A 20,103-nucleotide genomic window follows, 5' to 3' on the forward strand; every position below is an offset into this window, starting at 1 on the left:
ACGACCAGGATTCATTCGGTCTCCTTCCCACTTCAACCATACACCAGAACCAACACACAGGATTCTATGGTCTGCGCTGCGTCGCTTCGCTCCTTGCTCCGCCCTAGAATGACGAAGAACAGATGGGACGGCGCGTCCCCTTCCGGACATCTCCCCACTTGGACCTCACCGCGCTGCCCGAAAATGCTTGGAGAGCTTCAGGCCCTGCGCCTGATAGTTCGAGCCGAGTTCGGTGCCGTAAAGCGCCTGCGGGCGTTTCAGCATATGCTCGTAGACGAGACGGCCGACGATCTGGCCGTGATCGAGGATGAAAGGCACCTCGTGGCTGCGCACCTCGAGCACGGCGCGGCTACCGCTGCCGCCGGCGGCGGAGTGGCCGAAGCCCGGATCGAAGAAGCCGGCATAATGGACGCGGAACTCGCCGACCAGTGGATCGAAAGGCGTCATCTCGGCGGCGTAGAGCGGCGGCACATGCACGGCTTCTCGGCTGACCAGGATGTAGAACTCGTCCGGATCGAGCACCAGTTCGCCGGCGCCGCTCTTGTAGATCGGCTCCCAGAAATCAACGACATCCTGGGCGGCGCGCTTGTCGACGTCGACCAGGCCAGTGTGGTGCTTGCCGCGGTAGCCGACAAGGCCGTCTTTGTCGCCATCGAGATCGATGGAGAGCGCGATGCCGCCGCCTGAGATATTGGGCGGCTCGGTGGCGACCAGCATCTCGGCTCGGTGAAGGTCACGCAGCTCGCTCTCCGAGAGCACCGCGTTGCCGGTGCGGAAGCGGATCTGCGACAGCCGCGAGCCGGCGCGCACGACGATCGGGAAGGTGCGCGGGCTGACCTCGAGATAGAGCGGCCCGCGGTAGCCGGCGGCAATCTTGTCGAACTCATGGCCGCGATCGGTCATGACGCGCGTGAAGATGTCGAGGCGGCCGGTCGAGCTCTTCGGATTGGCCGAGGCGGATACATTCGCCGGCAGCGCCAGGCTTTCTAGCAGCGGCACGATATAGACGCAGCCGGTTTCCAGCACCGCGCCCTCTGCAAGGCTGATCTCGTGCAGCTTCAGCCGCTCGAGCTTGTCGACGACCCGATGATCCGGACCCGGCAGGAACGAGGCACGCACGCGAAACGCCTTGTCGCCGAGCCTTAGATCGAGGCTGGCCGGCTGGATCTGGTCGGCGTCCAGCGCGCGCGGCGACTTCAGCGCCTTCGCCTCGAACAGCGCTGCGATGTCCTGATCCGGAAGAATGCCTGTTTGCCGCAAAGGCTGGCTCCGTTCACAAGGCCGGGCGAGGATCTAAGCAGGCTCTTGCCGCCGGGCTGGTACAAACCTCTTAATGAAGCCGGCAATTGACGCAAGCGCGGCGCGGGTCTAAAGGGTCGTTATCCCGTGGTGATTTGGCCGGTCGGCTTGCAGCCACGTTAAATAAGTCGCTAAAGGACCGTCGAGCCGCAAGGCTATATGGACCGGTTGCGACTTCGCGGCCGGTTTTTTTGTGTCTGAAAGCAGGGCTATGAGCACCAAGAAGCGCAACTGGAAACCTCAGACGGCACTCGTGCATGGCGGAACGTTGCGTTCCGGTTTCGGCGAGACATCCGAGGCGATGTATCTCACCCAAGGCTATGTCTACGAGACGGCGCAAGCGGCGGAAGCCCGCTTCAAGGGCGAAGAGCCGGGCTTCATCTATTCGCGCTACGCCAACCCGACCGTCGACATGTTCGAAAAGCGCATGTGCGCGCTGGAAGGCGCCGAGGATGCCCGCGCCACCGCTTCCGGCATGGCCGCAGTAACCGCCGCGCTGCTCTGCAGCGCCAAGGCCGGAGATCATATCGTCGCGGCGCGCGCCCTGTTCGGCTCCTGCCGCTGGGTGGTCGAGACGCTGGCGCCGCGCTATGGCATCCAGGCGACGCTGGTCGACGGAACCGACATCGCCAATTGGGAAAAGGCGGTAAGGCCGAACACCAAGCTGTTCTTCCTGGAAAGCCCGACCAACCCGACGCTGGAGGTGGTCGACATCGCCGCCGTCGCCAGGCTCGCCAATTCGATCGGCGCCAGGCTGATCGTCGACAATGTCTTCGCCACGCCGCTGCAGCAGAAGCCGCTGCAGCTCGGCGCCCATATCGTCGTCTATTCGGCGACCAAGCACATAGACGGCCAGGGCCGCTGCCTGGGCGGCGTCATCCTGTCTGACAAGAAGTGGATCGACGAGAACCTTCACGACTATTTCCGCCACACCGGCCCGAGCCTGTCGCCCTTCAATGCCTGGACGCTGCTCAAAGGCCTGGAGACGCTGCCGCTGCGCGTGCGCCAGCAGACCGAGAGCGCCGGCAAGATCGCGGATTTCCTTGCCGGCCGGCCGGAGATCGCCCGTGTCATCTATCCGGGCCGCGCCGATCATCCGCAAGCGGATATCGTCAAGAAGCAGATGTCGGGAGGCTCGACGCTGATCTGCCTCGACGTAAAGGGCGGCAAGCAGGCGGCCTTTGCCTTCCAGAACGCGCTCGACATCGTGCTGATCTCGAACAATCTCGGTGACGCCAAGAGCCTGATCACCCATCCGGCGACGACGACGCACAAGAACCTGAGCGACGAGGCCCGCGCCGAGCTCGGCATCGGGCCAGGGACGCTGAGGCTCTCCGTTGGCCTGGAGGACAGCGACGATCTGCTGGAAGACGTGGAACAGGGCCTGAAGGCGGCAAAATAGAAGGCTGAGAACGCCGCGGCCGGAGCCTTCCAGAGCCGCAATTCCGGATGGAAAACCGTTTCACACTTTTCCTGGAATTGCTCTAGGCGAGCTCCTCCAACTCGGTCATCGCCTTGGTGCGGATGGTCATGGCGTTGCCGCGCCATTCGACGGCGCCGCCGAACCAGGCGCGCGCCCAGATGGCCGGCAGCAGGGCATCGCGCACGATCATCGCGGTGATGCTGCGCGGCGACAAATACCAGCCCTTCGCAAAGGCCAGCAGCCATTCCGGCAGGTAGCCGATCGCCAGCACGCCCAAGGCCGTCGTGGGCAGGCTGACGCCGGCGCTTGCCGCCGCAATCAGCGCCAGCAGCAGCGGCACCGCAGCGCCAGTCAGGATCTCCGGCGCGAAGAACAGTGGGAAGGTAACCCGCCGCAGCCGCGCCCAGCGCGTCTGGCGCGACCAGATCTCAGCGAGCCTGCGCTGGCCGAGCGGCTGCTCGAATGGCGAGGCGACGAGATTGACATTGAGCCCCAGGCCGTTGACCAGCTTGGTGGCCGCCGCGTCCTCGGCGATCTCGGCGGCCAAGGCCTGGATGCCGCCATTCGCGTCGAGCATCGGCTTGTTCCACAGCATGCTCTTGCCCTGGGCGAAGCCAAGGCCAAGCGCCTCGCCGGCATACTGCCAGCGCGCCTGCAGCGTGTTGAGGAAGGCGCATTCGACTTCGGCCCAAAACCCGTCCGGCCGCGAGCCGATCGGCGTCGAGCAGACGAGGCCGGTATCCGGCCGCCATGCCGCCATCAGGTGCTGGACATAGTCTCTCGGCATCAGCACGTTGGAATCGGCGAGGATCACCCAATCGTGTCGCGCCGCCTGCCAGCCCTTGACGCAGTTGTTGAGCTTGGGATTGGCGCTGACGCGATCGTCGCCGATCAGCAGCCGCGCCGGAACCTTCGGGCAGCGTGCGATCGCCGCATCGATCAGCTTGACCACCGGGTCTTCGGCATGCGCGACGCAGAAGATCAGCTCGTAGCGCGGCCAATCGAGCGAGAAGGCGCGCTGCAAGGTTTCCTGCGTGAACGGCTCGACGCCACGCGACGGCACGATGATGGAGACCGGCGGCCGTGCGCCGGGGGGCGGCGCGATGACATGCCGCCGCTTCAGCTGCGACGAGGCGAGCAGGATGCTGGCGAGATTGAAGGAAAGAAGCGCTGACGAAGCCAGGCCGGCTGCGATAGTCGGTTCCATCGAGATCTGGTCACCCCCGATAGAGAGTTTCACCGTTTCACGCAAACGGCGACCCACTCCATCTCCTTGTTTTCACGCAATTCCGGACGGAAGGCTACGGCGAAGGCGCCGAGCCTAACCGCTCGCGCTTTCCTGGAATTGCTTTAGGCCGCACGCGGCCGTTTCAACTGTTACAGAGCGCCCGAGTCGCCCGGCACGGTTTGTGCACACCAACATTGTCATGTGTCACCTAAATGACATTGTTTTTCGGCACCTGCACTTACAAGGCTGGCAGGATGGTCGGCGCTGCGTTTATCAAGAGCGGAGCGTGACATATTTTCCGCGGCGGCAACCGGAGTGGCCCATGTATCGCGCAGTGACGCGCAACATCGAAGTGCTGGTCAGGCCCTTCTATCTGGAGGACCGCTCCGATCCCTCCGAGAACCGCTATGTCTGGGGCTATCAGGTAACGATCGACAACCGCTCCGACGAGTTCGTGCAGCTTGTGTCGCGCTACTGGCACATCACCGACGGCCAGGGCCGGGTCGAGGAGGTGCGCGGCGCCGGCGTCGTCGGCGACCAGCCGGAACTCAATCCCGGCGACAGTTACCAGTACACCTCGGGCTGCCCGCTCTCGACGCCATCAGGCATCATGGTCGGCCACTACACGATGCGCAACGGCCGCGGCGAGACGTTCGATATCGCCATTCCGGCTTTCTCGCTCGACATGCCAGGGACAAGGCGCACGGTGAATTAGCCGTCGGCGACAGCCTCTTTCTCCCCGCTTCACGGGGAGAAATGCCCGGCAGGACAATGAGGGGCGACGCCGGCCTTCTGAGATTTTCCTTGAGGCGGACGACCGCGTCGCCTGCGTGTCGCTATGATCGCCAACGTTGGCGCCGCCCCTCATCCGCCCTTCGGGCACCTTCTCCCCATGGAACGGGGAGAAGGAAGAGGGCTCACTTCGCGAATTCAGCCGGGTCGAAGTCGTATTGGGTCGAGCAGAACTCGCAGGCGACATGGATGCCGCCCTCCTCGGTCGATTCCTTGATCTCCTCAGCCGAAAAGCCTTCGAGAATGCCGCGGATCTTGTCGCGCGAGCAGGAGCACTGGTCGGCGACAGGGACGCCGCGGAAAACGCGCACGCCGTGTTCGTGGAACAACCGGTAGAGCAACCGCTCGGCGCCCACCGTCGGGTCGATCAACTCGGTCGGCTCGATCGTGCCGAGCAGCGCCAGCAACTCCTGCCAGGAATTGTCGGCCGGCTGGTCCGCAACGTCACGCGGATCGCCGTCGCCGCCGGAAATATCGGGAACGCGCATGCGCTCCGGCGATTGCGGCAGGAATTGCGCCAGGATACCGCCGGCGCGCCACTGCTCGCGCGCGCCGGCCGGGCCGGGCGTGACCAGCTTGGCGACCGACATCTTGATATCGGTCGGGATCTGCTCCGACTGGCGGAAATAGGTGCGCGCGGCGTCCTCGAGCGAGGTGCCGTCGAGCTGGACGATGCCTTGGTAGCGCTGCGTATGCGCGCCCTGGTCGATCGTCAAGGCCAAGACGCCGTCGCCGAGCAGCGTCTGCTGCGAGGTCTCGCCGGCGGCGGTCAGCGCCTGCAGCCGGTCGGCATCGAAGCGCGCATAGGCGCGCAGCGCATGCGGCGTGGTGAAATCGGCCACCAGCATGTCGACCGGACCGTCGGTGCGGGTCTGCAGGATGAACTTGCCTTCGAACTTCAGCGAAGTGCCGAGCAGCACGGTGAGCACGCAGGCTTCCGCCAGCAGGCGGGCGACCGGCTCGGGGTAATCGTGGCGGCTCAGAATAGCGTCGAGCATCGGCCCGAGCTGCACGGTGCGGCCGCGCACATCGAGCGGCGCGACCTCGTAAGGCACGACGTGATCGTCGCCGGCGAAGCCGAATTCACCGAGTTGGGGTTTATGCTCAGCCAAGGTCTGGGTTTCCAACATGACAATACTCCGGGGCGCAGCCATGCCGCCCGGTGAGCCGCATGCGTCGAAGCGCGTTCGATTTACGTGATGGCCCGCAAATAGGCATCACATGTCCCCAGATCAAGTTGAGCCCGATCGGGCCGGAAGCGGTCAGGTCCAGCCCTTCTCACGCGCCCAGACACCAGGCCAGCACCGCCTTCTGGGCGTGCAGCCGGTTCTCGGCCTCGTCGAAGACCACCGAATGCGGGCCGTCGATCACCTCGTCGGTGACCTCCTCACCGCGATGCGCCGGCAGGCAGTGCATGAACAATGCATCGGGCTTGGCTTTCGCCATCAGCGCCGCATTGACCTGATAGGGCAGGAAGACGTTGTGGCCGCGGGCGCGATGCTCCTGGCCCATGGAGACCCAGCTGTCGGTGACGACGCAGTCGGCCTGGTCGACGGCTTCCTCGGCGGACCTGGAAAACCGGAGCTTGCCGCCATTGGCTTTCGACCAGTCGACATATTTCTCGAAAGGCTCGCTGCCTTCCGGCACCGCGACATTGAGGTTGAAGCTAAACCGCGCCGAGGCCTCCAGGAGCGAATGCAGCACATTGTTGCCGTCGCCGGTCCAGGCGAAGGTCTTGCCGGACACCGGACCGCGATGCTCCTCAAACGTCATGATGTCGGCCATGAGCTGGCAGGGATGCGTGTCGTCGGTCAGCCCGTTGATGACCGGAACGGTGGCGTTCTCAGTGAGCTCCAGCAGCCGGTCGTGCGAGGTAGTGCGGATCATGATGGCGTCGACATAGCGCGACAGCACTTTCGCCGTGTCGGCGATCGTCTCCGAACGGCCGAGCTGCATCTCGGTGCCGGTCAACATGATGGTCTCGCCGCCGAGCTGGCGCATGCCGACATCGAAGGACACGCGCGTGCGCGTCGACGGCTTGTCGAAGATCATGGCCAGCACCTTGCCATCGAGCGGTTTTGAACGCTCACCTGCCTTGAGCCTGGTCTTTCGCGCCACCGCGTCGTCAAGCATGATGCGCAGGTCGCCCGCGGAAACGGCGGACAGATCGGTGAAGTGGCGAACACTCATCGGCAGGTTCCAGAAATTATTTGGCGGCTTCGGCGGCAATCGCGTCGGTCAGGCGCTTGGCGCCGCCGCGAATGCGCTCCAGCGCCTTGCCGATCTCCTCGTCGGTGACGGTGAGCGGCGGCAGGAGGCGGATGACGTTATCGCCCGCCGGCACGGCAAGCAGGTGCTGGTCGCGCAGCGCCATGTTCACCTTGGCGTTGGGCATGGCGCATTTCAGGCCGAGCATAAGGCCGGTTCCCCTGATGCCCTCGATGACGTCGGGGAATTCATCGGCCACCGCCGCAAGGCCCTGCTTCAGAAGCAGCGCCTTGCGCTGGACGTCCTCGAGGAAGCCGTCGGCCAGCACCACGTCGAGCACGGCGTTGCCGACGGCCATCGCCAGCGGATTGCCGCCGAAGGTGGTGCCGTGCACGCCGGCCGTCATGCCGGTCGCCGCCTCGTCGGTGGCAAGGCAGGCACCCATCGGAAAGCCGCCGCCGATGCCCTTGGCGATCGCCATCAGATCGGGCGTGACGCCCGACCATTCATGCGCGAACAGCTTGCCGGTGCGACCGATGCCGCACTGGACCTCGTCGAAGATCAAAAGCAGGCCGCGCTTGTCGCAGAGCTGACGCAGCCGCTTCAGCGATTGCGTCGGCACCGGGCGTATGCCGCCCTCGCCTTGCACCGGCTCGATCAGGATCGCCGCGGTCTCCGGCGTGATCGCCTTTTCAGCGGCGTCGATGTCGTCGAAAGCCACCTGGTCGAATCCCTCGACCTTCGGGCCGAAGCCTTCGAGGTATTTGTACTGGCCGCCGGCGGCGATCGTCGCCAGCGTGCGGCCGTGAAAGGCACCCTCGAAGGTGATGATGCGAAAGCGCTCGGGATGGCCCTTGACGAATTGATAGCGCCTGGCCGTCTTGATGGCGCATTCCAGTGCCTCGGCACCGGAATTGGTGAAGAACACCTTGTCTGCAAAGGTCGCCTCAGCCAGCCGCTCGCCCAGCCGGCGCTGTTCCGGGATCTCATAGAGATTGGAGACGTGCCACAGCTTGGCGGCCTGCTCGGTGAGCGCCGCGACCAGATGCGGATGGCTGTGGCCCAGCGAATTCACCGCGATGCCGCCGGCGAAGTCGAGATATCGCTCGCCCTTGTCGGTGACCAGCCAGGTCCCCTCCCCACGGTCGAACGCTAGGGGTGCGCGGGCAAAGGTCTCGTAAAGCGCCGAACCGCTCATTATATGCGTCTCCGGAACCGGAAATCAAAAAAGCCGCCAATGCGGCGGCCTTTGCGGCTTATCATGTTTTTCGGCCATGAAGTCAACGAAAACGTCACGCAGAAGCGCGTGGCAAGCCCCTGACGCCACGTCGGCTCATAAGTAGGCCGGCAAGTTGGGGAAAACCGAAAAAACCGAATCGTGTTGCCCTGGGGACTCTTGTCACCGAGTCAGCGCATAAGGTATTTGTAGTCGAGAAATAACTAGATTTCGTGCGGCGGACCTAATCACCCGGTATATGTGGTGTTGTTTGCCCGGCGAGAGCCGGGGGCGGGAAAGGATTCTGACTGCCGTACGCCTCAGCAGGAGCGCGGTCTCATGAACTGGACTGACGAGCGGGTCGAACTTCTCAGGAAATTGTGGTCGGAGGGTCTGAGCGCCAGCCAGATCGCCGCACAGCTCGGCGGGGTGAGCCGCAACGCCGTCATCGGCAAGGTGCATCGCCTGAAGCTGTCGGGCCGGGGCCGCGCAACGGCTGCTCCGGCGCGCCAGAAGAAGGCGACGCAAGGCGCCTCGATGCAGAAATCGGTGACCCGCGCCGCGAGTGCCACGCGTCACGTGACCACCACCATCGGCGCCACCGCGCTGCAGGTGCAGTTCGACGCCGAGCCGGTCGCGCGCCACTATATCCGGCCGGTCGAGAACGTGGTCGTGCCGATCTCGCGGCATCTGCAGCTCGTCGAGCTGACCGAACGCACCTGCAAATGGCCGAACGGCGATCCGCTGTCGGAAGACTTCAACTTCTGCGGCAACGACGCCGCCGAAACGGGGCCCTATTGCAAGTATCATTCTCGGGTGGCGTTCCAGCCGGCCGGGGAGCGGCGCAGGGCGCGCTGAGCGAATAGAGAATAGCGAATAGCGAATAGCGAATAGCGAATAGCGAATAGAGCTGGATGGAGTTTCGCGAAGAGGGCAACTTATTTCCCCTACTCGCTACTCCCTATTCGCTACTCGCCCCCTACTCCCTTACTCCCCTATTTCACAGCCATCCATTCTTCTTGAATCGCCAGTACAGGAACGCGCAGATGAGCGCGATCGCCACCAAGACGGCCGGATAGCCGTATTCCATCTTCAGTTCCGGCATGTCGGAGAAGTTCATGCCGTAGATGCCGGCGAAGGCCGTGGGCACCGCCAGGATGGCCGCCCATGAGGCGAGCTTCTTGGATATTGCGGTTTCCTGGCTCTGCCCGACCAGCAGACTGGCTTCGAAGGCGAAGGCCAGAACTTCGCGCAGGGAGTCGATCTTTTCCTGCACGGTGCGGATGTGGTCGGTCACGTCGCGAAACAGCGGATGCATGGCGGCATGTATCTGCGGCAGGTCGGCGCTGGTCAGCCGACGGCAGACCTCGACCAGCGGCAGCGCCGCATTGCGCAGCCGCAGCAGATCGCGGCGCAGCATGTAAAGCCGCTCGATATCGGAACCGGTCATCGGCTTCAGAAGCACCTTGTCCTCGATCGCCTCGACCTCGTCCTCTATCTGCTCCAGCACCGGCATGTAGTTGTCGACGATGAAGTCGAGGATAGCGTAGAGGACGAAATCCTCGCCTTTGGCGAGCGAATGCGGGCAGCTCTCCCAGTGCTGGCGCACAGCGGCGTAAGAGGTCGACGGGCCGTGCCGGACGCTGACAATATAGCCGGCGCCGACGAACAGATGCGTCTCGCCGAAAGTGACACGGCCGTCGATCAATTGCGCGGTGCGGGCAACGATGAAGAGGGCGTCGCCATATTGCTCGATCTTCGGGCGCGCATGCGGATGCTCGGCATCCTCGATCGCCAAATCATGCAAGTGGAATTGCGCCTGCACCCGGAGCAGCAGGTTGCGATCGGGCTCGAGCAGGCCGATCCAGACGACATGACCGGGTTTTGCCGCCCATTCGCCGGCCTGTTCGATGGCGATGTCGGCGATGCGCTTGCCGCCCGAATAGACGCTGGATGCAATGATGCCCGACATAGGGGCCGGGGTCAGGTTTCGAACTTGTTCCATCGCAAACCTCCCGAGACTGCGACTGACAAAATCGCTGTCCCTGGAGGAGCTTATCCTAAATCAGGAAGCCATTCGAGAGGCGGCGGTTCACTTAGCCGGCACCGGGCCGGGAAGCACGACCTTGTCGGTCTTGTCGCCTTTCGGCCGGTCGGCTGGCATCTGGTCGCCCGTGACGATGTAATAGATCGTCTCGGCGATATTGGTCGCGTGGTCGCCGATGCGCTCGATGTTCTTGGCGCAGAACAGAAGATGCGTGCACGGTGTGATGTTGCGCGGATCTTCCATCATGTAGGTCAAGAGCTCGCGGAACAGCGAGGTGTACATGGCGTCGATCTGGTCGTCCCGGTCGCGCACGAGGCCAATCCTCTCGACCGAACGCGAGGCGTAGACGTCGAGCACTTCCTTGAGCTGCGTCAGCGCCAGATTGGCAAGCGCCTCGATACCGCGGAAAAGGCTATTCGGCTGGCGGCCGTCCACCGAGGCCACCCGCTTGGCGACGTTCTTGCCCAAGTCGCCGACACGCTCGATATCGGCCGAGATACGGATCGCGCCGACGATCTCGCGAAGATCCGTCGCCATCGGCTGGCGCCTGGCGATGATGATGATGGCCTTGTCGTCGATCTCGCGCTGTCCTTCGTCGAGGACGAGATCGTCCTGGATGACCTTCTGCGCGAGGCCATGGTCGACATTCACCAGGGCCGCGACCGCCTGTTCGACCATGCGCTCGGCATGGCCGCCCATCGCGGCGATGCGCTTCGACAGGAATTTCAGCTCTTCATCATAGGCACTGGCGATATGAACGGACTGCATGGATATGCCTTCCCGGCTTGTGCCGGCTGGTGCGTTCCCTCAATCCGTCGCTGATACGTGAACCGCATGACAGAAAGAAGAAAATCCCGGTTGGTAACCGATATACGATCAGCGAGCCGGCAAATGAACCGTGAACGCCGCGCCCTTGCCGACTTCCGACTTGATGGACAATCTTGCGTTATGACGGGTCAATATATGCTTGACGATCGAAAGGCCAAGCCCGGTGCCTTTCTGGGCGCGGCTGTTTTCGACATCGACGCGGTAGAAGCGCTCGGTGATGCGCGGGATGTGCTCTTCGGCAATGCCCGGACCATAATCCCTTATCGTGACGTCGAAGCCCGGCTGCTGGCCATCCTCGCCGCCGGTGACCGATACGGTGACGCGCCCGCCTGACTGGCCGTATTTGCAGGCATTCTCGAGAAGATTCTCGAAGACCTGGAACAGCTCGTCGCGATCGCCGGGGACGACAAGCGGCGCGTTGGCGAACTCCCGCTCGATGACGACGCCGTTCTCACTGGCCAGCGGCCCCAGCGAATCGATGACGCTGTCGATCGTCTGGCGAAGATCGACTTCCGTGCCCGGTCCCAGATAGGGTTTCATCTCCAACCGCGACAGTGAGAGCAGATCGTCGATCAGGCGGGCCATCCGGCCGGTCTGGTTCTGCATGATCTGCAGGAACTGGTCGCGCGCCGCCGGATCGTTGCGGGCCGGCCCGCGCAGCGTCTCGATGAAGCCGGCGATCGAGGCAAGCGGCGTGCGCAGCTCATGGCTGGCATTGGCGATGAAGTCGGCGCGCATGCGATCGATGCGACGCGTCTCGCTTTGATCCTTGAACACCAGCACGTAAAGGCCTGTGGCATGACCGACCGTGGACGCGCTGACCCGATATGTGCGTTCCACCGGCAGCTTTTCGGTGTAGTCGACCGCATCGGAAGCGACTTCCCCGGCAAGGATGCCGTCGAGCAGCGCCTGCATCTCCGGGGCGCGGAACTTGAGCGACAGCGACATACCGGGCGCCAGTCCGCCAAAGGCGGCGAAGGCGGCAGCGTTGGCGTGAACGATGGTGGCGGAATGGTCGAAGATGATCAGCGGGTCGGCGACCGCGGCGGCCAGATATTCGGCGGAGAGCCTCTGCAGCCCGCTGGCCTCGATCGCTGCCCCCGCATCGGCCGGCTGGCGTTCGGCATCTGCAGGCAGCATCGCCGCGGCCGCCAGCGCGGCCAGGGCTAGCAGCAGCACATAGGCGGATGCGCCGGCGAAAAAGTAAACGGCAAGGACTGCGAGAACGCCTGCGCCAAGCAGCCAACGGTTGCGCATCAGCCGCCCGGCCAAGGCTTGCCCCTTGTCGTCTTGTCCCGCGCCCGTCTCTGCCATAGGCCCGCGCCACCCCGCATCCCGTTCGACCGGTCAGCCGGCTCGCTGGACCGGCCTGACGCATGGGACCCTGGAAATCAGGATCGATTTTCGCGAAGGTTCATGCGCAAGATCAAAATGCTGCAGCGTCTTTGCGCTGCACAGGCTCCATAGCATGAGTCCGCAAACTGGAAAGGTTCGTCCGGATGAAAAAAGCCAAGGAAACGGCTGAAGCGGTGCCGGCCACGGCGCCGATCAAGATCAAGATCGGCGGCAAGGAGCGCGAGTTCGACATCGACAATCCGGTGCTGCCTGACTGGATCGAGGACAACAAGCTTACCGCCGGCGGCTATCCTTACGACAAGAAGATGAAAAGCGAGGACTACGAAAAGGAGCTCGAGGAGCTGCAGATCGAACTGGTCAAGGCGCAGGCCTGGCTGCAGGCCACCGGCAAGCGGGTGATGGCGCTTTTCGAGGGCAGAGACGCGGCCGGCAAGGGCGGCACGATCTTCGTGCTGCGGCAATATATGAACCCGCGCACGGCCCGCAACGTCGCGCTGCCCAAGCCGACGCCGACCGAGGCGGGGCAATGGTATTATCAGCGCTATGTCGACCATTTCCCGACTTCGGGCGAATTCGTCACCTTCGACCGCTCCTGGTACAACCGCGCCGGTGTCGAGCCGGTCATGGGGTTCTGCACGCCGGAGCAGCATGAGAAATTCCTCGACGAGACGCCGCATTTCGAGCGGATGATCTGCAACGAAGGTATGCATTTCTTCAAATTCTGGCTGAATATCGGCCGCGAAACGCAGCTCGAACGGTTCCATGACCGCCGCTGGTCGCCGCTGAAGAACTGGAAGTTCTCGCCGATCGACATCGCCGGGGTCGGCAAGTGGGACGACTACACCAGGGCGCGCGACCAGATGATCGAGCGCACACATAAGGAGTTCTCGCCCTGGGTCGTCGTGCGGGCCAATGACAAGCGACGCGCCCGGCTCGCGGTGATCCAGCGTATCCTGCTTTCCCTGCCTTATGACGGAAGGGACCTCCACGCCGTCGGCAAGCCCGACAAGAAGATCATCGGCGAGGGGCCGGAATTCCTTAAAGACTAGTTGTTGTTCTTCGTCTGGAACCGCTGGCCTGCCCTACCCGCGGGGTAACGCGGTTCCGGACGAGTTACAGCGCCGCGCGCCTTTCGGCTCGCGCGGCGCTGAGGTTTCATGCCGGGCGCTCAGGCGGCCAGGCGAGCAATCCGCTGCAGCCGCTTCAGCGTGGTGTCATCCTGAAGCGCCTGCTGGAACAGCGTGATCTCGTGGTCGATGCGGTCGCACAACACGTCCGTATCTCCCTTGAGCAGGCTGCGCGTCTGCAGCAATGCCGCAACGGGCTTCTTGGCCAGCTGTTTGGCCCTCGCCAGCGTTGCTTCCTCGGCGCTGCCTTGCGTCACGATCTCGCCGACCAGGCCCAGCGCCTTGGCGTCTTCGACGCCCAGCGTATCGCCCAGGCAGAAGAAGCGGAAGGCGCCGGCATAGCCGAGCTTCTGGGGCGCCAGAATGCTGGTCGCCGCGTCCGGCACCAGGCCAAAATCGACGAACGGCACCCTGAAGGTGCTGCCCTTGGAAGCGATCACCATGTCGCAATGGAACAGGATGGTGCAGCCGACGCCGACGGCATCGCCGTCGACGCAGGCAAGGACCGGCTTGGGGAAGGTCGCCAACATGCGGAACATGTCGGTGACGGCGGCGATCAGTTCTCGGTGCTTGGTGGCGTCGAGGAACTCCGAGAAGTCGCCGCCAAGGCAGAAGCATCCGGCAAGGCCGCGCAGCATGACGACGCGGACCTCGTCGTTGACCGCCGCATCGCGCAAGGTCCTGGCAAGGCTCGCATAGGCGTGCCTGTCGAGCACCGGCCGGCCGTCATGCGAGGACACGGTGACGACCAGCGTATGGCCGCGCAGTTCCGGTTCGGGATGGAAACTCATGACCGCCTCCATCACGAAGCCTGCTTGAGGCCGAGCAGACCGGGATAGCCCCGGTTCAGCACCGGCAGGTGGTGGTTGCGGCGGGCCCGCACGACCTCGAGCGTATGCTCGGTGAAGGTGAGCAGCGTCGCCACGACCTGCTGGTTGCCATAGGTGCGCTGGTAACCGAGCGGCGTCGCCAGGAAGTGCAGTTGCAGGGCGCGCAGCACCCACATCGGCTCGAACTCGATGATGACCTGGTTGACGTTGCGCTTCAGGCCCCATTCGACGAAGCCGGCGATCAGCTCGGTGCCGACTGTCGAGACGCCGCGTTTGCCGTCGCGAAAACCCGGAGCCACCGCGTAGCGGGTCAGTTCCCAGACATTCGGCCCCGAAGGGGACGGTCCTTCGCAGAGATCCGACAGAACATCCGTCAGAAGATGCGGCCGTGTGGTCGGCAGCATGCGCTGGTAACCAGCCAGTTCGCCGTTGCGGATGACGAGGTGGTGTTCGGCCTCGTCATGATCGAACTGGTCGATCTCGAGCTGGTCCGGACGGTCGAGATCGGTCCAACCCATCTCCTCGACGAAGATCTTGTAGCGCAAGCGATGGACCGCCTCCCAAAGGTCGGGGCGTTCCATCAGTTCCTGAGTGGTAAGGGCAAAGAGCATTAGCCGTCTCCTGGGCTTAAGAGGAAGATACGGCCGTGATGTCCCTTAAAATATTGCGCGAAGGCGCAGGCAAGAATTTCCAGGTCGGCACGGCCGACCTAGCTAATATAACCGCGCCTAATCGCCTCCGCGACCGCCTGTACCCGGTTGGCTGCCCCGAGTTTGCTCTTGGCGTTAAGAAGGTGTTTCTCGGAAGTGTGTTCCGAGATGCCGAGGATTTGCGAGATCTCCCATTCGGACTTGCCGACGGCGGCCCATTGCAGGCACTCCCGCTCACGCGCCGTCAATTCTATGTGATCGATGACGCTGTCGGCCTTGGCGTGCAGTTGCATGGCGCGGCCGATCGCATAGGTCGACGCGAGCGAGACCATTCCGAATTCCGCATCCGACAGTTCAACGGATTCGCCGCCCAGCGAGACCATCACGATCTGGCCGTCGAGCGTGACCAGCGGAAACGCCAGGCCGTCGCGCAGCTTGAACTCGCGCGCGTCGCCCATGACTTCGTCGCTGTTCTTGTCGATCAGGGCGTTCTTGGAAGCGTCCCGCCATTGGAACGGCGCCTGAAGCTGCTTCATGTGGCTGACGACCGGGTCGTGGTCGACATAGTTGCGCGCCACATAGCGCTCCAGCCATTCGCCGGGCCAATCGCAAAGCATCACATGCTGTTTCTGCCGGCCGCGCGGCGTGCCCGGCTGCGGCACGGTTCCCGCCATCAGTGCGGTCAGGCCGAAGCTCGAGGTGATGCCGAGCAGCCTCTCGCAGACCGCGGCCGCGGTGCCAGCATGCTGCAACTGGTCTATGTATTCCAGCGTTCTGTCGAACAGGCCCATCGCAACATCTACCCCATGTTGCTTCTGCTTTTTCATTACCGACGGTAGATGCCCGAACCCCCCTTCGTCATCAACCCCCGCGTCGCAATCTCCTCAGCAAAACCGGCAGCTTCCCCCTTCCGGCACGCAAGGTCACTTGCACACGTGCTAAAGCATACGCTGAATTTGGCGGCTTGAAATCAAAAACCGTTGTGCCTGCCCCCTTTTCATACGAAAAGCCAAGAAAGCTGTCTGGGCGGAGCCTTATCGTGAAATTGCGGTGGATATTTCTGGCCCTGATATCGGCACTGACCGGCGCGCTGCCCCTTGCCGGACCGACTCAGGCGGCGGAGCCGCAGGTGCCGGTGCTGTGGGACGCCAAGGAACGGCTGCCGAAGCCCGATCTTTCCGCGCTGCCGCGGCTCAGATTCCTCACCACCACCGATTTTCCGCCGTTCAACTTCCTCGACGGCGCCGGCCGTCTGTCGGGTTTCCACATCGATCTGGCGCGGGCGATCTGCGCGGAACTGGGCGTCGCCGAAAAATGCCAGGTCCAGGCTTTGCCGTGGAACGAATTGGACGATGCTCTGCAGAAAGGCGAAGGCGAGGCGATCATCGCCGGCATCGCCGCGACGCCGGACAGCCGCGAGAAATACGCCTTCTCGCGCTCCTACATGCAATTCCCGGCGCGCTTCATCATGCCCAAGGCGAAGGCCTTCGGCGAGCCGATCCTCGACAAGCTGCGCAGCAAGCGGGTCGGCGTCGTCGCCGGCTCGGCGCATGAGAAAATGCTGCGGGACTACTTTAACACCGTGCAGGTGGTGACCTTCGACACACCGGAAGACCTCTATGCCGACCTCAAGGCCGGCAAGGTCGACGCCGCCTTCGGCGATGGCATGCGCTTTGCTTTCTGGCTGGGCGGCTCGGACGCCGCCGGCTGCTGCCGCTTCGCCGGCGGTCCGTATCTGGCGCCGGAATATCTGGGCTCGGGCATGGCGATCGCCACCCGCAAGAACGACACAGCGCTTGCCGCCGCCTTCGACTACGCGCTGCAGGAAATCTCGATCAAGGGCACCTTCGCCGAGTTTTACCTGCGCTATTTCCCGGTGAGTTTTTTCTAACCGGTTATTCAGCAATTCCGAACAGAAGGCGCGGCGAAGTCGCCGAGCCTAACCGCTCAGACTTTTCCTGGATTGCTTCATGTCAGCGAGCGCAAGCGCGCCTTGGCCGCGCGGGCGATCGCGGCGACGGTCAGCGTGTCGAGGTCGAGCTTGAGGCGGATGAGCTGCAGGACGCGCACCTCCTCCATGCGCATTTCGAGATCGACTGCGGCAACCTCGAAAGCAGCGGCATAAGCGGTGTCGCGCAGCCGCTCCGGCAGCGCCTCGGCGACGCGCGCCAGCACGCCTTCCAGCCCGTCCTTCTCATGCAGCGCCTTCTGGCAGGCCTGTGCCACCTGAACCAGCCTGTCCTGGTTGAAATCGACGAACACCGGCCAGGAGCGGACGACGTCGCCGATCCGCTGCAGCTCGACATCGGTCATGTCGCGATCGGAGGCCGATGTGATGACCATCAGGTGGATCAGGGCTTCGTGCGGCGTCAATGAGGGCATTCAAAACTCCTGAAAGCATGCATGTCATCTCTCCAAAACCGTGACACACTTTTGGATGACATGCGCTGGATGATGGCCTCGAACGTAAGAGCGCTATCGCGGCGTCGCAAGGAAAAGCGCCGCAAATCGTTGACGCTCCAGCCTGTCACGCCTAGAGACCGATCGACAAATCCTTATCCGCCACGAAGACGGCCATGACTGGAACTTTGACATGACGGGATCAAACATCATCGATCTCACTCCCGAGATGCTTGCCGCGGCGGCCGAGAGCAAGGCCTGGCCGTTCGAGGAAGCGAAGAAAGTCATCGCTCGCTACAAGGGCAAGGATTTTCCCGAAATCGTCCTGTTCGAGACCGGCTACGGCCCGTCCGGCCTGCCGCATATCGGCACCTTCGGCGAGGTGGCGCGCACGACCATGGTGCGGCATGCCTTCCGGGTGCTGACGCAGGACAAGGTCAAGACCAAGCTTCTGTGCTTCTCCGACGACATGGACGGCATGCGCAAGATCCCGGAGAGCGTGCCGGACCGCGCCGCGCTTGAGCCCTATCTGCATATGCCGCTTACCTCGGTGCCCAATCCGTTCGGCGGCGACTATGCGAGCTTCGCCGACCACAATAATGCGATGCTGTGCCGCTTCCTCGACACGTTCGGCTTCGACTACGAATTCGCCAGCGCGACGCAGTACTACAAGGCCGGCCGTTTCGACGAGGTGCTGCGGCGCGCCGCCGAACGCTATGACGAGATCATGGGCGTGATGCTGCCGACGCTCGGGCCGGAGCGCCAGGCGACCTACAGCCCGTTCCTGCCGATCTCGCCGAAGAGCGGCCGCGTGCTCTACGTGCCGATGATAAATGTCGACGCCAAGGCCGGCACCATCACCTTCGACGACGAAGGCGCCGAGACGACGCTGCCTGTCACCGGCGGCCGTGTGAAGCTGCAATGGAAGCCGGATTTCGGCATGCGCTGGGCGGCGCTCGGCGTCGATTTCGAGATGTTCGGCAAGGACCACCAGACCAACGCGGCGATCTACGACCGCATCTGCAACATCCTCGGCGGACGCGCGCCGGAGCATTTCGTCTACGAGCTGTTCCTCGACGAGGAAGGCCAGAAGATTTCGAAGTCGAAGGGGAACGGCCTGACCATCGACGAATGGCTGACCTACGCGCCGACGGAGAGCCTCGGCCTCTACATGTACCAGCGGCCGCGGCAGGCGAAGAAGCTCTATTTCGACGTCATCCCGAAGGCGGTGGACGAGTATTACGCATTCCTTGGCGCCTATCCGCGCCAGGACTGGAAGGAGCGGCTCGGCAACCCGGTCTGGCACATGCATGACGGCAACCCGCCGGCCATCGACCTGCCTGTGCCTTTCGCGCTGCTGCTCAATCTGGTCAGCGCCTCCAACGCGCACGACAAGGCGGTGCTGTGGGGTTTCATCTCTCGGCATGCGCCGGGTGTGACGCCGAAGACGCATCCGGAGCTCGACCGGCTGACCGGCTACGCGATCCGCTATTTCGACGACTTCGTGAAGCCGACCAAGGTCTACCGCGCCGCCGACGAGGTGGAGCGCGAGGCGCTGGCCAAGCTCTCCGACGCGCTCGGCGCGCTGCCGCAGGGTGCCGATGGCGAGGCGATCCAGAACGCTGCGCTCAATGTCGCGCGCAAGATCGAACGCTACCAGGACCATTCCAAGCAGAGCCCGGAAGGCGGACCCGGCGTGTCGGTCGCCTTCTTCCAGATGATCTATCAGGTGCTGATCGGCCAGGAACGCGGGCCGCGCTTCGGTTCCTTCGCGGCGCTTTACGGCATCGCCGAGACGCGCGCGCTCATTGAGCGGGCGCTGGCTGGTCAACTGGCGGCGTAACCGCGCCGCCATCGGCCGGCAGGATCGAATCCGGCGCCACCGGCGCCGGCCCTGACGCGGCCGGCAGCGCCGGCAGACCGTCAAGCTTTGGCGCCGGGCCGAAAATACCTTTCCTTGCGGCGCGCGCCTTGTTACCGGCCTCGACATAGGGGCCGCCTTGCGCCGCGCGCGCCCAGCCATTCTCGATCAGCCACTGGCCGATGTCCTGGTTGCCGATATGGCATTCGGCGGTAATGATGTCGCGGCCGCCGTCCGGCGGCACCGTGCAGGCGACCGCACGGCCACGCAGGAAGGCGCGGAACGCCGTTCTGGCGCGCGTGCCGCAGGCCCAGCTCTTGCCCGCGTCGCTACAGGTTTCGTCGGCCTTGACGACGTCCACGCCGGACACGGCGACCGCGTAGCCCTTCGACTCGATGAGCCCGGCGGCGGTGGCGACCGGCTGGAACAATTTTGTGCCGTTCCAATCGCCTGGCATCTTGGTTTTGGGCGGCTTGGGCGGCCCGGCCAGCGCCAGATCGCTGAGCGGTGCGCGCGGCTCCACCCGTTCGAGTTCCTGGTCAGACAGGTCCGGCGGCGCCACGACGTCGGGATCGATGGCCCTCGAACGAGCGGCGGGCTTCGGTGGCTGCGGAGCGGGCGTCGCCGGAATGGCCGCAGTGGCCGGCTCTTGCGCGGCATCAGAAGCGGAAGGGGTGTCGCCGCCGGTTGGAAGGGCATCGGCAATGGGATCGATCTGATCGACCGTGACGGCGCTTTCGTGACCCTTGACCGTCTGTCCGCCGGCAACAACGAGCGCCGCCATTACGGGAATTGCCAGAACCGCCAGGGCTGTCTGAAGAAGCCGCATAAGCCCGGC

Annotated in this window: 19 protein-coding genes and 1 riboswitch; of the genes, 6 read left to right on the forward strand and 13 right to left on the reverse strand. The window is 63.8% G+C overall.

All coding sequences use genetic code 11. From position 1 onward, the window contains the following. Positions 1 to 165: 165 nt before the first annotated feature. Entirely contained in the window at positions 166 to 1,260 is a 1,095-nt protein-coding gene (locus LB523_RS11695) for a 2'-deoxycytidine 5'-triphosphate deaminase (protein ID WP_140542060.1), read from the reverse strand. A gap of 116 nt (positions 1,261 to 1,376) precedes the next feature. Then, positions 1,377 to 1,454: riboswitch (SAM riboswitch) on the forward strand. A 56-nt stretch (positions 1,455 to 1,510) separates the two neighbouring features. Between LB523_RS11695 and LB523_RS11700 the strand changes: the two genes are divergently transcribed. After that, on the forward strand, positions 1,511 to 2,701 hold the full coding sequence (locus LB523_RS11700; protein ID WP_224602829.1) for an O-succinylhomoserine sulfhydrylase: 1,191 nt from the start codon (positions 1,511 to 1,513) through the stop codon (positions 2,699 to 2,701). 82 nt (positions 2,702 to 2,783) lie between these two features. Here LB523_RS11700 and LB523_RS11705 read toward each other — a convergent pair whose 3' ends face one another. After that, a complete protein-coding gene (locus tag LB523_RS11705; RefSeq protein WP_224602830.1) occupies positions 2,784 to 3,929 on the reverse strand; it encodes a ceramide glucosyltransferase in 1,146 nt (381 codons plus the stop codon). A gap of 343 nt (positions 3,930 to 4,272) precedes the next feature. On the opposite strand from LB523_RS11705, the gene apaG reads away from it, so the two are divergent. Further along, entirely contained in the window at positions 4,273 to 4,665 is a 393-nt protein-coding gene (gene apaG, locus LB523_RS11710; RefSeq protein WP_095765893.1) for a Co2+/Mg2+ efflux protein ApaG, read from the forward strand. 202 nt (positions 4,666 to 4,867) lie between these two features. Here apaG and LB523_RS11715 read toward each other — a convergent pair whose 3' ends face one another. The 3 genes from LB523_RS11715 to LB523_RS11725 form a co-directional block, all read right to left on the reverse strand. After that, positions 4,868 to 5,896: an Hsp33 family molecular chaperone gene (locus tag LB523_RS11715; protein ID WP_140845700.1), complete on the reverse strand. Its 1,029-nt coding sequence runs from the start codon at positions 5,894 to 5,896 to the stop codon at positions 4,868 to 4,870. Between the two features lie 124 nt (positions 5,897 to 6,020). Next, on the reverse strand, positions 6,021 to 6,932 hold the full coding sequence (gene argF, locus LB523_RS11720) for an ornithine carbamoyltransferase (RefSeq protein ID WP_224602832.1): 912 nt from the start codon (positions 6,930 to 6,932) through the stop codon (positions 6,021 to 6,023). A gap of 16 nt (positions 6,933 to 6,948) precedes the next feature. Beyond that, positions 6,949 to 8,148 carry an aspartate aminotransferase family protein gene (locus LB523_RS11725; RefSeq protein ID WP_224602833.1) on the reverse strand — a complete coding sequence of 400 codons (1,200 nt, stop codon included), beginning with the start codon at positions 8,146 to 8,148 and terminating at the stop codon, positions 6,949 to 6,951. A gap of 357 nt (positions 8,149 to 8,505) precedes the next feature. On the opposite strand from LB523_RS11725, the gene LB523_RS11730 reads away from it, so the two are divergent. Continuing rightward, positions 8,506 to 9,024, forward strand: coding sequence for a GcrA family cell cycle regulator (locus LB523_RS11730; RefSeq protein WP_095765897.1), 519 nt, complete (start codon positions 8,506 to 8,508; stop codon positions 9,022 to 9,024). Between the two features lie 142 nt (positions 9,025 to 9,166). Here LB523_RS11730 and LB523_RS11735 read toward each other — a convergent pair whose 3' ends face one another. The 3 genes from LB523_RS11735 to LB523_RS11745 form a co-directional block, all read right to left on the reverse strand. Further along, positions 9,167 to 10,171, reverse strand: coding sequence for a magnesium and cobalt transport protein CorA (locus LB523_RS11735; protein ID WP_095765898.1), 1,005 nt, complete (start codon positions 10,169 to 10,171; stop codon positions 9,167 to 9,169). Positions 10,172 to 10,258: 87 nt separating this feature from the next. Next, positions 10,259 to 10,981 (reverse strand): phosphate signaling complex protein PhoU, encoded by a 723-nt coding sequence (gene phoU, locus LB523_RS11740; protein WP_095765899.1) that lies wholly within the window; start codon positions 10,979 to 10,981, stop codon positions 10,259 to 10,261. 108 nt (positions 10,982 to 11,089) lie between these two features. After that, positions 11,090 to 12,355: an ATP-binding protein gene (locus LB523_RS11745; RefSeq protein ID WP_140845697.1), complete on the reverse strand. Its 1,266-nt coding sequence runs from the start codon at positions 12,353 to 12,355 to the stop codon at positions 11,090 to 11,092. A gap of 185 nt (positions 12,356 to 12,540) precedes the next feature. Here LB523_RS11745 and ppk2 point away from each other — a divergent pair, with 185 nt between their 5' ends. Continuing rightward, positions 12,541 to 13,446 carry a polyphosphate kinase 2 gene (gene ppk2, locus LB523_RS11750; RefSeq protein ID WP_224602835.1) on the forward strand — a complete coding sequence of 302 codons (906 nt, stop codon included), beginning with the start codon at positions 12,541 to 12,543 and terminating at the stop codon, positions 13,444 to 13,446. 119 nt (positions 13,447 to 13,565) lie between these two features. Here the strand turns inward: ppk2 and LB523_RS11755 are convergent, their stop codons facing one another. The 3 genes from LB523_RS11755 to LB523_RS11765 all read right to left on the reverse strand — a co-directional run bounded on the left by LB523_RS11755 (position 13,566) and on the right by LB523_RS11765 (position 15,795). After that, complete coding sequence (locus LB523_RS11755; RefSeq protein ID WP_224602837.1) at positions 13,566 to 14,315, reverse strand: enoyl-CoA hydratase-related protein; 750 nt, start codon at positions 14,313 to 14,315, stop codon at positions 13,566 to 13,568. Positions 14,316 to 14,326: 11 nt separating this feature from the next. Further along, positions 14,327 to 14,965: an acyl-homoserine-lactone synthase gene (locus LB523_RS11760; protein WP_224602839.1), complete on the reverse strand. Its 639-nt coding sequence runs from the start codon at positions 14,963 to 14,965 to the stop codon at positions 14,327 to 14,329. A gap of 98 nt (positions 14,966 to 15,063) precedes the next feature. Beyond that, positions 15,064 to 15,795 carry a LuxR family transcriptional regulator gene (locus LB523_RS11765; RefSeq protein ID WP_224602841.1) on the reverse strand — a complete coding sequence of 244 codons (732 nt, stop codon included), beginning with the start codon at positions 15,793 to 15,795 and terminating at the stop codon, positions 15,064 to 15,066. A gap of 248 nt (positions 15,796 to 16,043) precedes the next feature. On the opposite strand from LB523_RS11765, the gene LB523_RS11770 reads away from it, so the two are divergent. Next, a complete protein-coding gene (locus tag LB523_RS11770; protein WP_411966455.1) occupies positions 16,044 to 16,895 on the forward strand; it encodes a transporter substrate-binding domain-containing protein in 852 nt (283 codons plus the stop codon). 77 nt (positions 16,896 to 16,972) lie between these two features. Here the strand turns inward: LB523_RS11770 and LB523_RS11775 are convergent, their stop codons facing one another. Continuing rightward, entirely contained in the window at positions 16,973 to 17,386 is a 414-nt protein-coding gene (locus LB523_RS11775) for a tellurite resistance TerB family protein (protein ID WP_224602843.1), read from the reverse strand. Positions 17,387 to 17,597: 211 nt separating this feature from the next. Between LB523_RS11775 and LB523_RS11780 the strand changes: the two genes are divergently transcribed. Then, entirely contained in the window at positions 17,598 to 19,247 is a 1,650-nt protein-coding gene (locus LB523_RS11780) for a lysine--tRNA ligase (RefSeq protein ID WP_224602845.1), read from the forward strand. Here LB523_RS11780 and LB523_RS11785 read toward each other — a convergent pair. Then, positions 19,210 to 20,094, reverse strand: a complete 885-nt coding sequence (locus LB523_RS11785) for a thermonuclease family protein (protein ID WP_411966456.1) — start codon at positions 20,092 to 20,094, stop codon at positions 19,210 to 19,212. The two genes, LB523_RS11780 and LB523_RS11785, sit on opposite strands and share 38 nt — an antisense overlap. Between the last annotated feature and the right edge of the window lie 9 nt (positions 20,095 to 20,103).

This window comes from Mesorhizobium sp. ESP-6-4 (genome assembly GCF_020164735.1).
Classification (GTDB): Bacteria; Pseudomonadota; Alphaproteobacteria; order Rhizobiales; family Rhizobiaceae; genus Mesorhizobium.

Bases quoted from the DNA above. Each gene is read 5' to 3' on its own strand.
- LB523_RS11700 (WP_224602829.1), top strand. From the start codon at position 1,511: ATGAGCACCAAGAAGCGCAACTGGAAACCTCAGACGGCACTCGTGCAT.
- LB523_RS11705 (WP_224602830.1), bottom strand. From the start codon at position 3,929: ATGGAACCGACTATCGCAGCCGGCCTGGCTTCGTCAGCGCTTCTTTCC.
- apaG (WP_095765893.1), top strand. From the start codon at position 4,273: ATGTATCGCGCAGTGACGCGCAACATCGAAGTGCTGGTCAGGCCCTTC.
- LB523_RS11715 (WP_140845700.1), bottom strand. From the start codon at position 5,896: ATGGCTGCGCCCCGGAGTATTGTCATGTTGGAAACCCAGACCTTGGCT.
- argF (WP_224602832.1), bottom strand. From the start codon at position 6,932: ATGAGTGTTCGCCACTTCACCGATCTGTCCGCCGTTTCCGCGGGCGAC.
- LB523_RS11725 (WP_224602833.1), bottom strand. From the start codon at position 8,148: ATGAGCGGTTCGGCGCTTTACGAGACCTTTGCCCGCGCACCCCTAGCG.
- LB523_RS11730 (WP_095765897.1), top strand. From the start codon at position 8,506: ATGAACTGGACTGACGAGCGGGTCGAACTTCTCAGGAAATTGTGGTCG.
- LB523_RS11735 (WP_095765898.1), bottom strand. From the start codon at position 10,171: ATGGAACAAGTTCGAAACCTGACCCCGGCCCCTATGTCGGGCATCATT.
- phoU (WP_095765899.1), bottom strand. From the start codon at position 10,981: ATGCAGTCCGTTCATATCGCCAGTGCCTATGATGAAGAGCTGAAATTC.
- LB523_RS11745 (WP_140845697.1), bottom strand. From the start codon at position 12,355: ATGGCAGAGACGGGCGCGGGACAAGACGACAAGGGGCAAGCCTTGGCC.
- ppk2 (WP_224602835.1), top strand. From the start codon at position 12,541: ATGAAAAAAGCCAAGGAAACGGCTGAAGCGGTGCCGGCCACGGCGCCG.
- LB523_RS11755 (WP_224602837.1), bottom strand. From the start codon at position 14,315: ATGAGTTTCCATCCCGAACCGGAACTGCGCGGCCATACGCTGGTCGTC.
- LB523_RS11760 (WP_224602839.1), bottom strand. From the start codon at position 14,965: ATGCTCTTTGCCCTTACCACTCAGGAACTGATGGAACGCCCCGACCTT.
- LB523_RS11765 (WP_224602841.1), bottom strand. From the start codon at position 15,795: ATGGGCCTGTTCGACAGAACGCTGGAATACATAGACCAGTTGCAGCAT.
- LB523_RS11775 (WP_224602843.1), bottom strand. From the start codon at position 17,386: ATGCCCTCATTGACGCCGCACGAAGCCCTGATCCACCTGATGGTCATC.
- LB523_RS11780 (WP_224602845.1), top strand. From the start codon at position 17,598: ATGACGGGATCAAACATCATCGATCTCACTCCCGAGATGCTTGCCGCG.
- LB523_RS11785 (WP_411966456.1), bottom strand. From the start codon at position 20,094: ATGCGGCTTCTTCAGACAGCCCTGGCGGTTCTGGCAATTCCCGTAATG.